Source organism: Chitinophaga sp. S165, assembly GCF_003182155.1.
In the GTDB taxonomy this organism is placed as follows: Bacteria; Bacteroidota; Bacteroidia; order Chitinophagales; family Chitinophagaceae; genus Chitinophaga.
Genome location: NZ_QGTG01000011.1, coordinates 39307 through 55360, shown reverse-complemented (window position 1 = coordinate 55360; position 16054 = coordinate 39307). Strand labels below are relative to the sequence as shown.

Here is a 16054-nt window from a genome sequence, read left to right as displayed (position 1 = left end):
ATGGTATTAACGGGTTTCAAATAAACGGATGCTCCATTCGAGCAGTGCGACGTCATCGACAATACTCCAGGAATGCGGGTGTCTGCTTCCGTCTTTTCTATAGCCTTTGTTGTCTGTCGCTATTAATTCTGCATTTTTATTGCCGAGTAATCTCAGCTGGTTAATAAAAGCGGCGATATCCAATACATTAATGTCGTAAAAATCTTTCCCACGGTTATTGATCCACCAGTTGATATCGGGTTCGGAATACATTCTCACGTGCATATCCTTAAGGACAGCGGCGTTCCCTCCGTGTTCCTTTGTATGGCTGAACGGGGATACCCGTTCATATGCATTCCTGTTCTCCCCGGGTGAACCTTTCAGTTTACTTTTAAATAATGCCATCAGTTGTTTGCCTTCAGTAACGGCATCGTCATTATAGTTCCTGAGAACAGAACTTTCCGATTCATTGTAGAGCCGCTCATAGTCTAAGGGAGGGTCGGCGGCAAATACTGCCACGGGCATGATCTTAAAAGCGCTTTCATTGCGCGCACAATACTCTGCGAACCGGACTGCTGTAGCGCCTGCAGCCGACATACCGCCTATGACTATTTTACCGGCGGGGATCTGGTACTTTATGGCTGCTTCATTGATCATTGAATCCAGTCTTTTCAGTAACAGGTCATCCATCAGAAAGTCGAGATCATTATCTGTAAGCACTGCTGTCATTAAGAGGACCCCTTTTTCGTAGGCGGCTTTCTTCGCGGCTTCAGACAGCCCTGTACTAATCAGGACAATAGCTCCTTTTACCTTATCTGCCGGCTGACGCACCGTATAAAAATTCTGAAGGCTGTCTTTAGCATTCCTGTAAATGTATACCGGCCGTTGTTGTGACCAGGATGCGAGATACATCAGCATAAGAACAATCAGTGCAATGCTTCTTTTACAATTCATACTAACTATCTTTAATTATTCAATTCTTTTCGTAGAAGAGTTCTTTCTCTCCATACAAACGTTCCGATATAATGTCCTTTTCTTTACAAAGATCTATTAGTTTCTGTGATTGAATAATAGGATTTGACTCATCAGTGTATTTAATACTGCTGATAAATTCAAGCCAGGGCTCCTGTCCCATTGCATAAACATACAACTCCTTCGGCTTAAAGATCTCCACCAGGGACATTCCTTTGGCACAGTCTGATCCTGACAGGCGTCTGCTGCCATCCTGTTCTCTCTGGATCTTCTTTGTCAGCAAAGGTCCGTATAACCATGACAATGGCGCCCCATCGCATTCCATGCCGAGGAACAGTACGTCAATGGGTCCGGTGATCTTACTCACATGCTCATACAATGCCGGCTCAACAACGCGGGAATCGGCCATGAAGAGCAGCTTGAACCCGTCTATCTGTACCTTGAAGCAGGCTTTGGTGGCTATGTTCAGATCACTGTGCTCACCTGTAAAAGGAAGGCCGGTAATAGTGGCATCCGCAAAGCGGATGTTTTCCATTTCGCCGATCTCCGTTACGTTATTGAACCCGATGCTATTGAACATGAGTTTCAGACTCGGGTCTTCCAGCTTCCCACCTGAAGTGCGGGGTACTATTATATTTTTTATACGGTGCCTGAGCGGCAAAAGCGTTTCGAATAAGATATGATCCTGATGGTTATGGGTGATGAGGACATAGTCTATCGTGTCGGGCAGGTCAATATCTGAATAGTGAGCTACGTCTGACTGATACCCATAATAGCTGATCAAGGGATCTACCAGGATGCTGATGTCTTTTGTTTCGATCAGGATACAGGCATGTCCAAAATACCGCATGCGGATCTTATCGCCCTGGTAGCGACTATATTCCGGCAAGGCTTCAGTTGTAAAAAAGCTGTGGAACAGGTCCATCTTAGCGGCAGGTATTTTTAAAAGATCTGCGATGTATTCAATCGTCTGCGGTGTTTTCTTCATCCGGGCCAGTTCATCGATGGCCGGGTCTGCGAGGGGAAGATCCAGCAGCAATACATCTTTTTCTTCCAGGCGCGGTGTGCTGAGACAAAAGGGCCTGTGATCGTTGTCGGTTACCCATAAGGCGATACTTTGCGCGCTCTTGTCGTAGAATTCACTTTCGTACAGCAATGCTTCAAAGAAGCGGAAGTCAGGATTGTTATTACGGTCATAGAATAACTCTACATATCCTTTCAGGATATCGGGTACTTTTTTATACAGCTGTTCCAGCGCGAACCCTTTGGCTTCATTGCGCAGCAGGTCGTCCAGTTCCTTAACCGCCTGTGCGAAACGCACCATATTATGACGTTTAGCCAGTGTACTGTCTTTCAGCGCAGCTACTTCTTCTGCCCTGTTCCCGGCCAGGTCCATAAAAGGACCGCCTTTCATCTGCGGGTTCAGTACGGCTTCTGCGTGGATCTCGGGGGCCATAACATATGACTCCATAATTGACAGGTGCCGGCCTACGATATTCATCGCAGCTGTTGCAGGAGAGATCAAATGACTCCATGCATACCATCTGTCTACCATCGGTTCAATTACTACATTAGGCTTAAGGTAATATTTCTCAGGGCTCATATTCTTTTATTTTTTTTGCAGGATCTCGTGGCTTAATCTTCCTTCCTCCATTTTGTAGATCCGGTCAGCACAGGAATAATATTTATCGTCGTGGGTAATTGCCACTATTGTAATTCCCTCTTCTTTTAATGCTGGAAGGATCTGTGTATAAAATTTCTTTCTGAAAAATGGGTCCTGGTCGGCGGCCCATTCATCCAGCAAAAGGATCTGCCTGCCTTCCATTAACGCCGCAATAATAGCCAGTCGCTTACGCTGTCCTGTGGACAGGTTCGTAGCAGAGTACTTGTTTTTCTGGAAGCTGACTTTCGATTCCATTTGAAACAGGTGCAGGTAGCGTGACAATTTTTCTTCATCCAGGTCATTGATGCCGTAGAATTCATCGAACAAATAGAAATCGCTGAATACGACGGCGTATAAACGCAGGAAACTTTCGTATTCATCGTCTTTTAAACATTGTCCGTTAACGGATGTGGTACCGGCCGATCTGCCCAATAGTCCCAGCAGCAGGAACATCAGTGTTGTCTTACCGCTGCCATTGCCGCCGTAGATGAAAATGATATCGCCTTTGTTCACATCGAGGTTTACGGGACCTACCTTAAAACCTCCATTATAAGAGAATTCCACTCCCCGTAGTGAGAGGCTTTCAAATTCCATTACAGCGGCATCCGGATCAGCAGGTAAATTCCGGGCATACAGGGGGGCGAGGTCATTCTTCAGTTGCATGACCCGTTCAGCAGCCACCTTACCCTGTACAATTGCCGGAAAGCTGCTCATGATATTTTCGATCTCCACACGCAGGAATAAAAGTACAACGAGGTAGTTCACCACAGCTGTAGAAGGAAGTTTAAAGATAACTGCAACCAGCAGCAAGATGATACCTATAAGGCAATACAACAAGGTGCGTCCTATGATCTGGTTATTGAGATATCCGTTAAGGGCGATGGTATTTTGTTCGGTGGCCAGTTCTGCGACCGGAACGATCTTACGGTCATAAATATCCTTCCCTTTGGCCCTGTTAATGAGTATTTCCTTGTGACCTCCCATCATCATATTGAAATAGGATACAAACTCGTTCTCCCGTTGCCTGGCCAGCTTCAGCAATGCGCTGTAGTATTTGTTACGGGACAGGTAGATCATTGCTCCAGCTACTATTACGCAAATGGTGATAGCAAATAAGATCCAGGATATACCGGCAAGATAGATCAGACAGAATACGGTAACCACCAAGGAACTTGAGAAATAGATCAGGGTGACGGAGGCGGCGGAGAGCACATTCACATCACCTACCAAAGCGGCCGTTATTTTGTCTTTCTGTGTACTCATCTCTCCATACTTCGCATTTGCGATGAGCTGCAGTATTTCCTTTCTCAGGGACCAGAAGAAATGCTGAGAGAAGCGGATGATCTGTAACGACAATGCTCTACGGGAAAGCAGGAAGACAGCAATAATTACAACAAAAGCACCTATATAGGTGAAGTTGATCTCCCGCATTTCTCCCAACACTGTCCGGTTCATCAGGAAGTTAATAAAGGAAAGGAATGCGAAGTTCACTCCTCCTACCAAAATATTCAGCAGGAGGAAGCGAAGGTAATCGCGCATCTTAAGGATCTTGAACAAATCGCCTGTCATATACCTGTTGTTTGTGTTATTTCATTCAGCGCCATTTCAAATTCCTGTAAGCAGGTGTAATCTTTGGCTTGTTGGAACGGATCATCAGCAACGGCTGCGATCATTTTTTCGAAGTAAGTGATGAAAAGTGACACCAGTTCCGGTTTCACTGTCGTTTTGTATTTGAATTTGATAAAAATGGTGCGGGATGAGAAAATAATGAGTGAAAGCGGATAGCGGTTCACTTCGAAGAGTTCTGTGGACCGTACTTCCATATGCAGGTCCTCTCCTTCTTTCCGGATCTTTTCTTCTACCAGGTCCTGCACCGGATAGTTCTCAAACACAAAAAGATTATCCACCAACGGCTGGTTATAGCCGCATTGCTTTTCGAGTTTATCGAGGTCGACATGATGATACCGGGTAGCTGCTATATTATTCCTGTGCACTTTTTTCATGAAGGCGGACAGCGGAGACTGATCATAGCTTATCCTTACAGGAATAGTATTGATAAAAGCTCCCAGCATTGTTTCTATACCTTCCAGGCTATCGGGACGGCCTGATACAATGGCGCCAAACACGATATCGTCCGTACCACGCAGTTTTGTGAGCAAGAGGCCCCAGATAGTTTGCAGCATTACATTTTCCGTTATCCCTAACTCTGCACATCTTTCCTTCACCTTCTGTGCAAGGTCTGTACTTGTAAGAAGGTGGGCTTCCTGCTCTTCGTATGCTCCGGGAGCGTCTGTTATTTTCCAGCGGCCTTTAACCGGGTTCCGGTATCCATTGATATAATCTGTCCAGTAAGAGATCTCTGCGGCTTCATCTCTTTCGGACAACCATTTGAGATATCCGGAATAGAGGTGTTGCTTTCCGGGCAACAGCTGCTGTCCTTTTGTCAACCTGGCATAGGCATTGTAAAACTCTTTTACCAGGATACTTCCGCACCATCCGTCTATAATGATGTGATGTTTACTCCATACAAAGTGGTATGCGTCTTCTCCTGTCCGGAAGATATTGAGGCGAACGGGCGAGCTGTTTTTAATATCGATCCCGGCGTTCCGGTCTTTCTTCAAAAAGTCTTCCAGCACGAAATCGTCATTATCTCTTACATCCTCATAGTGGAAACCGCCGGGTATAGATCTATGCACTACCTGCAGGGGCACTCCGAAATCGTCTGTGAATGTTGTACGCAGATTGGCATTTCCGGCTACAACGTAATGATAGCTTTGTTGCAGCAGCTCTTTGTCCAGATTACCCCTGATGTCATAATTGAGTTGCAGGAAGTATACTTCGGGCGCCGTCTTATTCTTCCACAACTGGAAAAGGTCGTGCTGGAATGGCGTCAACTGGTAGACGTCCTCTATTTCAGAACGACTTGTGAGGGCAGACAACTCATCTATCCGGAGGCCGGTGTAAGTAAGATCGACCGGCGTAAGTTGCTTTTGAGCTTGTGTAAGCACCGGTATGAGATCCTGCAATACCTGTCGGTAAGTATTGAGCAGCTTGTCAACGGTAGGCTTAAGATACTGTTTACTGCTATATGAAACGGAGATCCGCAGCTCGCCGTTAACGATAATACCACTTACAGCGAGAAGGGTATCTCTATGTTGCTGGTCGCTGACAGCGCTGCCATGTGCTTCTCCGGAAAGTTTGAATCTCGGGTCAGCCTTATCTGTACGGCTGCCTGTTCCGCTGTTAAAGTCGCCGAGGTAGTTGAACGTTATTGCCGGTGCTACGCTATAGGTAAGACCACCGTGCAGCGACGCGGGGCTAAGATGCCGCAGAATGCCGAAGCCGATCCCTTTGTTAGGGATACGATGCAGGCGTTCTTTGGTTTCTATGAGGTGACGCACGGCAGTGTGTTGCGCTGAGTAATCCATTAGTACCGGATATACGCTGGTGAACCATCCCACGGTACGTGTAACGTCTATATCGGCGCCTATATGCTCACGGCCATGGCCTTCGAGCTGCACCAGGAAGCGGTCTGTTCCCAGCGATTGTTTCACTGCCAGTCCCAGTACGGTGAGCAGGATATCGTTTATTTCGGTATTATAAGCCTGATAACAGCGTGTTTGCAACATGGTGGTATCTTCCTTACCCAGCACAAAGGACACGGTATTTTCGTCTGAAAAGCTGTTGCTACCGGTAGCATCATCTACCGGGAAGGAAGGCAAAGCCTGGCCGGTTATTGCTTTCCAATACGGCACTTCTGCCAGCAGGGCGGGTGATGAAGCGTACCGGTGCTGTTGTTCCATCCAGTATTGCAGTGAGTCGGTCTTTTGCGGCAGTTTCATTGGCTGACCGGCAATGCCTTGTTCATACAAGGTACCCAGGTCTTCAAGCAGGATACGCCAGGATACTCCGTCCACTACCAGGTGGTGTGCAACGAGCAGGAGCCTGTCTTCATCAGGGCATTGGAACACGCATGCATGGAACAAGGGGCCATCGGACAATGAGATGCCGGATTGTACAGCTACGCAATGCTGTTCCATCTGCGCGCGCCAATCGGCCTGCTGGCGGAGGTCTCTGACGGTCATACCATATCTCTGATCAAGTCCCAGGTTATGCTGGCCCCATTTATTTTCATTGTAGCGGAATACCATCCGCAATGCATCATGGTGGCTGACAATAATGGCAAAGATGGCCTGGAGGATCTCTACGTCGAGCCGTTCGCTGCTACGCAGCAGTACCGCCTGATTGTAGTAATGCTTATCAGGTTGGTCACTTAGCAGATAGGCCAGCTGGATAGGGCCGGGCAACACATCTCCTGTTACCGGTCCCTGGGGAATAGCACGAACGCCTTTTTTGATCTTCCTGGACATCTCTTCCAGTAAAGGATAGTCCAGCACATCTCCCACCTGCAGGTGATAACCCTGCTGCCGCATGCGGGATACGAGCTGAATTGATTTTATAGAGTCGCCTCCGAGGGCGAAAAAGTCGTCGAGCATGCCTATACCACTATGTCGCAGGATATCTTCACAAGTTTCCACCAGCAAACGTTCCTGTTCTGTGCGGGGAGGTACATACGCTGTCTGACCGGCGGTATCTCCTTCCTGTGGTTCCGGTAAGCCCTTACGGTCTATCTTTCCATTCGGGGTGAGTGGGAAACTATCGAGTACAGAGAACGCTGCGGGCACCATATAAACGGGCAGCTTACCTGACAGGTAGTCGCGGAGCGCCTGTACAGATACACGTTTCTCCGTTGGCGGGTTTACAACATAAGCAGCGAGGTATTTGTCTCCTTCCGGCTGTTCTTTTAGTACGACGAGGGCATCGGTAATGTTCTCGTATGCGCATAATACTTTTTCTATCTCCCCTAATTCGATACGCTGACCACGGAGTTTCACCTGATCGTCTTTCCGGCCGATGAACTCTATGTTTCCGTCTTCCTTCCGGCGGCCCAGGTCACCGGTACGGTATAAACGTTTTCCGGACCTGTAAGGATGCGAAATAAATTTCTCTGCTGTGAGACCGGGCTTGTTGAGGTATCCTCTTGATACGCCTGTACCACCGATACATATCTCACCAATAACTCCTACCGGCACAAGTTCCAGGGCATCATCGAGCAACAGCATCTCTGCGTTACCAAATGCTTTACCGATAGGGATAATGTCCAGATCTTCCGTAATGGCTTCGGCGGGCATATAGTGCATAGAGACTGCAATACTTCCTTCAGTAGGACCATAACCGTTGAAGAAGCGGCCGAACTGGCTGAAGCGTTGCGCTACACTCTTCACGGCAGCCTCTCCCATGCTGATCAATTTCCTTAAGCCGTCTTCCTCTGCGATGTCCATCACCTTCAGGTAAACGGGCGGCAGGGATGCTAAAGAGACCTGATGCCGCCTGATATAATCCCGGAGCTTTAAAGGATCGCTCTTCACCTCTTCATCTATCACATGCAGGGTTGCACCTGACAGCAGCACCATGAAGATCTCTGCAATGGAGGAGTCGAAAGAAAGCGAAGAGAATTCAAGTCCTTTGTCTTCTTCGGTCACGCCTACGATGTCACGTATATTGTACAGGGTGTTGATCACTGTACCATGTTCCAGCATGACGCCTTTAGGCATGCCGGTAGAACCGGAGGTATAAAGGATATAGGCGAGATCCGCAGCCGTTGACGGTACCTCATTTTTCCGGGCATCAGGGTTGGCAGCAGACCAGTTCCTGAACTGGCTGATGAATGTTTCATCCAATATAACGCGGCAGGCACTGTCATCTTCCATGTAGGCGATCCTGTCGGCTGGGTAAGCCACATCGATCGGGACGTATACACAGCCTGCTTTCATTATACCCAGTATTGATACAACGGCCCACTCGCTTCTTTTCAGTTTCATGCCTGCTACATCTCCCGGCCGGAGCCCACAATATGATGAGAGATAACAAGCCAGATGATCCGACAGACGATCCAATTCTGCATATGTGAGCGTATGGTCGCGGAATACTACCGCAGGATGATCTGCTCTTCTTACTGCCTGTTCTGTGAACAGCTGCGGTAAGGTTTTATTGACCGGATAGGTAATTTCGGGGCCATTGGAATCGTTCCACAGTTGCCGTCTTTCGGCAAGCGGAATATAGCTGAGCCCTGACACCTTCTGCAGCGGATCGGCGATCATGTTGCCGACCAATTCCAGGAAGTGCCCGCACAGCCGTTCAATGGAAGTATCTGTATATTTGCCCGCATCATACATAAACCTCACTTCTACCTGTTGTCCGGGTAAGATCACGATACTGAACGGATAATTATTTTCTGCAAATACCTCAGTCGATAAAATATTGATGGATGTTCCCTGTTCCTTTCCGGCGGCTTCCACCATCTCTTCGACAGGATAGTTCTCAAAAATGAAAACGTGATCAAACAGTGCTGCACCTAATTCGTGACGGGATTGGATCTGCGCCAGCTGAATGTAGTGATGGCCCATTCCCTCGATATTAGCCGCCTGCATGTCTTTCAGCAATACGGAAACCGGCGTATCAGCTTCATATTTTAGTCGCAGGGGCACCGTATTGATGAACAAACCTACGATCCTTTCCACGCCTTCCAGTTCTGCAGGCCGGCCTGATACTACACCACCGAATACAACATCACGTGTATTATTGTATCTGCCTAACAAGATGCCCCAGGCAGTCTGGAAGAAAGAGTTTTCCGTAATTCCCATTTCGCTGCAGAGCGTTCTTATCCTGCTTACATCTGACGGGCTTAATATGGTGCTCTTGTTCTTCATTTCCCTGCCTGTCACTGACTTTCCTGTTTTTGCAGCAGGTACTGATGCAACGGAAGAATAACCAGACAAATAGTTATTCCAGTAATTCAGCGACACATCGGGGTTTACGCGCGACAACCAGCGAACATAAGATGCATATGGATATACTTTGTCAAGAACGGGTGTTTTACCGCTGGAGAAATAGTTATATACCTGATAGAACTCGTTAATAATAATACCGCTGCACCATCCGTCCATCACGATATGATGATTACACCAGCTGAAATTGTATTCACCTGCGCCTGTTTTTATCACCGTAAGCCGCATCTGGGAATGGCCATTGAGATCGAAGCCTGCCATCCTATCGGCTGATACAAAAGCGGCTACTGAAAATCCTTTTTCGGCACTTACATCCCGGTATACGAAGCCTGTGTGCACGTTTTTCCTTACGACCTGTAAAGGCACTCCATAATCGTATGTAAAGCCTGTGCGGAGAATAGCATGACGTGCGATAATGAAATAATATGCATCTTCCAATGCCTTTACATCCAGTTCACCTTTGATCTGGTACGCTATCTGTTCAAAATAGGCGCTTGATGAAGGGGAAGACAACCAGTGATAGTACATGCCCTGTTGCAGGGGTGTAAGCTCGTACACATCTTCTATTGCACCCGAACGCTCCAGTTCAGACAGCTCTGCTATAGTCAGTCCCTTGTAGGTGAGGTCTACCGGTGTTTTATAACGGCCTTCCTCTTTCGACAAACGGTCAATAACTGCTTCCAGATGACCGCCATAGCTCTCCAGCAAGCGTTGGATGGTTGATCTATCGTACTGTAAACCGCTATAAGATACTGTGATCCGTAAACGGCCTCCTGTTACTATACCTTGTACGCTCAATAATTCCGACCGTTCTTCCTGATCATTGATTGTATTGCCACCACCTTGTGCTGCATATGTGAAGTAACGTTCTCCCTCTTTGTCCTCTATACCTACTCCGAAATCGCCCAGGTAATTAAATGTCACTTCCGGCTCATGGTGATAAGATTGCTCCCCACGTACATCTGCGGGGCTTATATAACGCAGGATACCATAACCAACACCTTTATTCGGTACACGATGTAATTGTTCTTTGACCCTGACAAGACTGGTCAATACATCCTGTTCGTGGCCTTCTCCCATTTCAAGCAGGACAGGGTATACACTTGTAAACCATCCGACGGTACGGGTTACATCCACTTCTGATGCGCCTAACTGTTCGCGGCCGTGCCCCTCCTGTCTTATCAGCAGGTCGCGCACCCCGAATACGTCTTTAAAGCTGAGTCCCAATGCACATAACAACAGGTCGTTAATATCGGTATTATATACCTGGTGACAACTGCCCTGCAATTGTTGTGTTAATGTTTCACTCAATACATAGTGCTCACTGCGTTCATCGCGGTAAAGATTACTACTACCAGGATGATCAACAGGAATGGCATCTATGGAACGCTGCTCAAGCAAAGACCAGTAAGCATGCTCCTGCTTCAACTCTTCACTGTTGCTGTAATGACGAACCTGTTCCTGCCAGTATTGGAAAGAATCGCTTTTGCGTGGCAACTGCAATGCTTCTCCACGTTGATGCTGTCCCATCAGAATTGACAGGTCTTCAAAAAGGATCCGCCACGATACACCATCTATGACAAGGTGATGGGCGGCCAGTAAGATCCGGCTTACATCTTCGAAGATGAACAAGCCCACCTGCAACAAGGGACCTGTTTGCAGGTCTATGCCGGACTGGATCTGATTACATGCGGCCAGCATCTGTTTATCCCAATCGGCTACGCCGCGCAGATCATACACATGCAGGCCATATTCCTGTTCAAGCCCCAGGTTGTGCTGCTGCCAGTTACCGTCTGCATCCATACGGTACACCATGCGCAGGGCATCGTGATGAGCGATGATACGAGATAGTAAGGCACGCAGTGTTGACTCATCTAATGGTTGCAGGCTTTCCAGCAGGACGGCCTGGTTATAGTGACCCGGATGTTTGTAGCCGTGCTCAAAAAACGCGTGCTGGATGGCGCCCAGCTGCACAGGTCCTTCTACCACACCCTGGCTCACTTCACGCTCACTACGGCGGATGCGTTCACTGAGCTGTTTCAGCTGCGGGTACATCAGCACGTCTTTCACTGACAGGTAATATCCATGCTGACGGAGGCGGGACACTACCTGGATCGATTTGATGGAATCTCCACCCAATGCAAAGAAGTCGTCCAGCATACCGATAGGACGGCGGCGCAATACTTCCTCACAGATGTTTATCAAGACCTGTTCACGGTCTTCTACCGGAGCTATATATTCCTGGCCATACCAATCCTCATCGGAAGGTTGCGGCAGGGCCGAATAGTCCAGTTTTCCGTTTCCGGTAACAGGGAAGCTTTCCAGGTGTACGAAGTAAGCTGGGATCATATAGGAAGGCAGGCTGCGGCTTAATTCGTTCCGCAAGGACATGCCGCTTAATGTTTCATCACCTATCCAATAGGCGACCAGCTCCTGTTCACCGAAGTCATATTTACGGACTATCACTTTTGCTTCTTCCACTTCTTTAATGCTGCGCATTGCTTCTTCCACTTCTCCAAGCTCCACGCGATACCCGCGGATCTTCACCTGATCATCCATACGACCCAGGAACATGATCGTACCGTCTTCCAGGCGACGTCCAAGATCGCCGGTACAATAGATCCGTTGTCCGGGCTTCCATGCATCCTCTCTGAACTTTGCAGCGGTCAGTTCCAGCCGGTGCAGGTAACCTGATGACACACCTTCCCCTCCTATGCAGATCTCTCCTACAGCTCCGGTCGGGAGCATCTGGTAGTTTTTATCAAGGATATAAACATAGTTATTGGCCAGGGGCTTTCCGACAACAGGGCGAGCCAAGAAACCAGCCAGATTATCATCTGTAATTTCATGCACACACGCTCCGATCGTCGTTTCTGTAGGTCCGTAATGGTTGAATAAACGGATATGCGGGTAACGGCGGACCAGCTTAATGTTAGATGGCAGCGGAGGCTCTCCGCCCAGGAAAATCAGCCGGATGGACGATGTTCCCAGCAGTTCGGCAATGTCGCTATAGTTAGCCAATATGTTGAACAAAGTAGGTGTCATCTTCAGGAATGTTACACCTTCCTTTATGATATAATTGGCCAGCTGTACCGGCGTCTTAACAACATCTTCCGGAATGAGGTGGATAGCACCCCCATTGAATATTGTACTGAACAAGCTGGTGTAAATGAGATCAAATGCGTAGCTGGAAGTGATCACCGAGCTATCGTTCATACCTATACCGCTTACGCCAACGATACCTTCCAGGTAATTTAACACCGCACGATGATGGATCATCACTCCCTTCGGCTTTCCTGTAGTACCCGATGTGTAAATAACATAACAGATATCGGCTCCTGTTACAGGCAGTTCCCGGTTCTCTACCGGATACACTTCCAGATCATTTTCAAATGCTGTTATCAGCGCAGGATTAATGATCACCTTACAGCCAGCATCTTCTACAATGGCATTGAAACGTGCATTGTCTTCATCACCATCCAGCGGTAAAAATGCTGCGGCAGATTTCAGTATTGCCAGCATAGCCACAATCAGCCACTTATCTGCGCGATCCAGTTTGATGCCGATGACATCACCATTCTTAACGCCCTGTTGTTGTATGAGATAAGCAGATAACTGATTTGCAAGGTTATTCAGTTCATCATATGTCAGGGTACCGTTTCCGGCTATAACTGCCCGGTTACCCGGAACCTGTTTAACAATATTTTCAAACCGGCTCACTACATTCAGTGCCTCTCCTTTATATGCTGCGTGTTCGAAAGACAGCAGTTCATTATGCTCACTGTCATTCAAATAGCGGGCATCTGAGATCAGTTCATTGCTATGGTTTAGCATCCAGGACAATGTTTCGCAGAGATTAGCTGCAAGGTGCTCCATGAACGGATCTGAGTATAAACCTGTATCGTATTTCAGCTGGATCTTCATGATGGCATCTGATACGATCAGTACTGTCAGATCGTAGCTGTTGCTGCCAAAGAAATCCGTATTCTTTATTTTCAGTTCGAAACGCTCTTCCATTTCTTTCCGTACCATATCCTGCACGGGGTAATTCTCAAATACAAGGATATGGTCGATCAGATTACGTCCCAGATCGCTCTGTGACTGAATTTCCGCCAGCTGTACATGGTGATGGGACAACCCGTTTATACTATCGAGTTGAACCTGCCGCAGCAGTCCGGAAACTGAAGTATCGTCGTCGTATTTAATTCTTACAGGAATGGTGTTAATAAACAGACCAACCATGTCTTCCACTCCTGCCAATTCGCCGGGGCGGCCTGATACTACGGCTCCGTACACTACATCTTTTGTGTTGTTATACTTACTGAGTAAAACGCCCCATGCGGCCTGTATAAAGGTATTCTCCGTAATAGCCAGTTCAGCACATAAGCTGCGAAGCTGTTTCAAAAGAGCTGCATCTATAACGATGTCCTTTTCTTTATACCATTTCTCTTTCGCTGTTGTCCGGGAGACAGGATTTGCAGGAAAGCGGGCGGCCGTATTATAATCGTTGAGAAGATGCTTCCAGTAATCCAGTGAATTCCGGTGATCTGTATTCTGCAGCCAGCGTATGTATTGACTGTAGGGTGCTACAGTTGGCAATACCGGCATGCGGCCCTGCCGGTGACCATAATAGAGCTGGTAAAATTCTCTTATGATGATCCCAGTACACCATCCGTCCATCAGGATATGGTGATGGCTCCACAAGAATGTATATTCTCTTTCACCGGTTTGCAGTACTGCTAACCGCATCTGGCTTCCTTCCTCGAGATTGAAGCCCTTGCTGCGATCCTGCGCGGCGAATGCTTTCAGGTCGAAGTTGCTGTCTGTTCTCAGATCAAGGAATGTAAAAGCAGGTGTAGCTTCCTTGCGCACTATCTGCAACGCTACATTTCCATACAGGTCTGTAAAGCTCGTGCGCAATATTGCATGCCGCGCTACTATCTGCTTATATCCATATTCGAGTGAGGCACGATCAAGTTCTCCTTCTATCCGGTAGATGATCTGTTCAAAATAGGCGGTTGATGAAGGGGAAGACAACCAGTGATAGTACATGCCCTGTTGCAGGGGCGTAAGCTCGTACACATCTTCTATTACGCCGGAGCGTTCCAGCTCAGACAATTCTGCTATGGTCAGTCCCTTGTAAGTGAGGTCTACCGGTGTTTTATAACGGCCCTCCTCTTTCGATAATCGGTCAATAACCGCTTCCAGATGACGGCTGTAGCTCTCCAGCAAGCGCCGGATGGTTGATGTATCGTATTGTAAACCGCTATAAGATACTGTGATCCGTAAACGGCCTCCTGCTACTATGCCTTGTACACTCAATAATTCTTCCCGCTCTTCTTCCTCATTGACGGCATTGCCACTATTGCGCCCTGAATATGTAAAGTAACGTTCTCCTTCTTTGTCCTCTACACCTACTCCAAAATCGCCCAGGTAATTAAATGTCACTTCCGGTTCATGGCGGTAAGATTGCTCATCTCGCACTTCAGCGGGGCTTATATAACGCAGGATGCCATAACCAACGCCTTTATTTGGTACACGATGCAACTGTTCTTTGACCCTTACGAGGCTGGCCAATACATCCTGTTCGCTGCCTTCTCCCATGTTAAGCAAAACAGGGTATACGCTTGTAAACCATCCGACAGTACGGGTTACATCCACTTCAGATGTACCTAACTGTTCGCGGCCATGACCTTCCTGTCTTATCAGCAAGTTACGCACCCCGAATACGTCTTTAAAGCTGAGTCCCAATGCACATAACAACAGGTCGTTGATATCGGTGCCATATACCTGGTGACAACCGCCCTGCAATTGTTGTGTTAATGTTTCGCTCAATACATAATGCTCACTGCGTTCATCGCGGTAAAGGTTACTACCGCCAGGATGATCTACAGGAATAGCATCTATGGAACGCTGCTCGAGCGAAGACCAGTAAGCATGCTCTTGCTTCAACTCTTCACTGTTGCTGTAGTGACGAACCTGTTCCTGCCAGTATTGGAAAGAATCGCTTTTGCGTGGCAACTGCAATGCTTCTCCACGTTGATGCTGTCCCATCAGAATCGACAGGTCTTCAAAAAGGATCCGCCACGATACACCATCTATGACAAGGTGATGGGCGGCCAGCAAGATCCGGCTTACATCTTCAAAGATGAACAAGCCCACCTGCAACAAGGGACCTGTTTGCAGGTCTATGCCGGACTGGATCTGATTACATGCGACCAGCATCTGTTTATCCCAATCGGCTACGCCGCGCAGATCATACACATGCAGGCCATATTCCTGTTCAAGCCCCAGGTTGTGCTGCTGCCAGTTACCGTCTGCATCCATACGGTACACCATGCGCAGGGCATCGTGATGAGCGATGATACGAGATAGTAAGGCACGCAGTGTCGACTCCTCTAACGGTTGCAAACTTTCCAGCAGGACGGCCTGGTTATAGTGACCCGGATGTTTGTAGCCGTGTTCAAAAAACGCGTGCTGGATAGCGCCCAGCTGCACAGGTCCTTCTACCAAGCCCTGGCTCACTTCACGCTCACTACGGCGGATGCGTTCACTGAGCTGTTTCAGCTGCGGGTACATCAGCACGTCTTTT

At 47.9% G+C, this 16054-nt stretch carries 4 protein-coding genes; all 4 read right to left on the bottom strand.

Annotated features, from left to right (window positions below; all coding sequences use genetic code 11):
* Positions 1–6 precede the first annotated feature (6 nt).
* From C7475_RS28830 to C7475_RS28810, 4 genes are read right to left on the bottom strand one after another with little or no spacing between them, the layout of a single operon-like run.
* Entirely contained in the window at positions 7–933 is a 927-nt protein-coding gene (locus C7475_RS28830; protein WP_158286646.1) for a hypothetical protein, read from the bottom strand.
* A gap of 19 nt (positions 934–952) precedes the next feature.
* Complete coding sequence (locus tag C7475_RS28820) at positions 953–2554, bottom strand: MBL fold metallo-hydrolase (RefSeq protein ID WP_110056902.1); 1602 nt, start codon at positions 2552–2554, stop codon at positions 953–955.
* A 6-nt stretch (positions 2555–2560) separates the two neighbouring features.
* Positions 2561–4183 (bottom strand): cyclic peptide export ABC transporter, encoded by a 1623-nt coding sequence (locus tag C7475_RS28815; protein WP_110056901.1) that lies wholly within the window; start codon positions 4181–4183, stop codon positions 2561–2563.
* Complete coding sequence (locus C7475_RS28810) at positions 4180–16041, bottom strand: non-ribosomal peptide synthetase (protein ID WP_110056900.1); 11862 nt, start codon at positions 16039–16041, stop codon at positions 4180–4182. Before C7475_RS28810 ends, C7475_RS28815 begins: the two co-directional genes overlap by 4 nt.
* Positions 16042–16054 lie beyond the last annotated feature (13 nt).

What these genes read in the sequence shown, in the direction of transcription:
- C7475_RS28830 (WP_158286646.1), bottom strand. Translation starts at nt 933, where the DNA reads ATGAATTGTAAAAGAAGCATTGCACTGATTGTTCTTATGCTGATGTAT.
- C7475_RS28820 (WP_110056902.1), bottom strand. Translation starts at nt 2,554, where the DNA reads ATGAGCCCTGAGAAATATTACCTTAAGCCTAATGTAGTAATTGAACCG.
- C7475_RS28815 (WP_110056901.1), bottom strand. Translation starts at nt 4,183, where the DNA reads ATGACAGGCGATTTGTTCAAGATCCTTAAGATGCGCGATTACCTTCGC.
- C7475_RS28810 (WP_110056900.1), bottom strand. Translation starts at nt 16,041, where the DNA reads ATGTACCCGCAGCTGAAACAGCTCAGTGAACGCATCCGCCGTAGTGAG.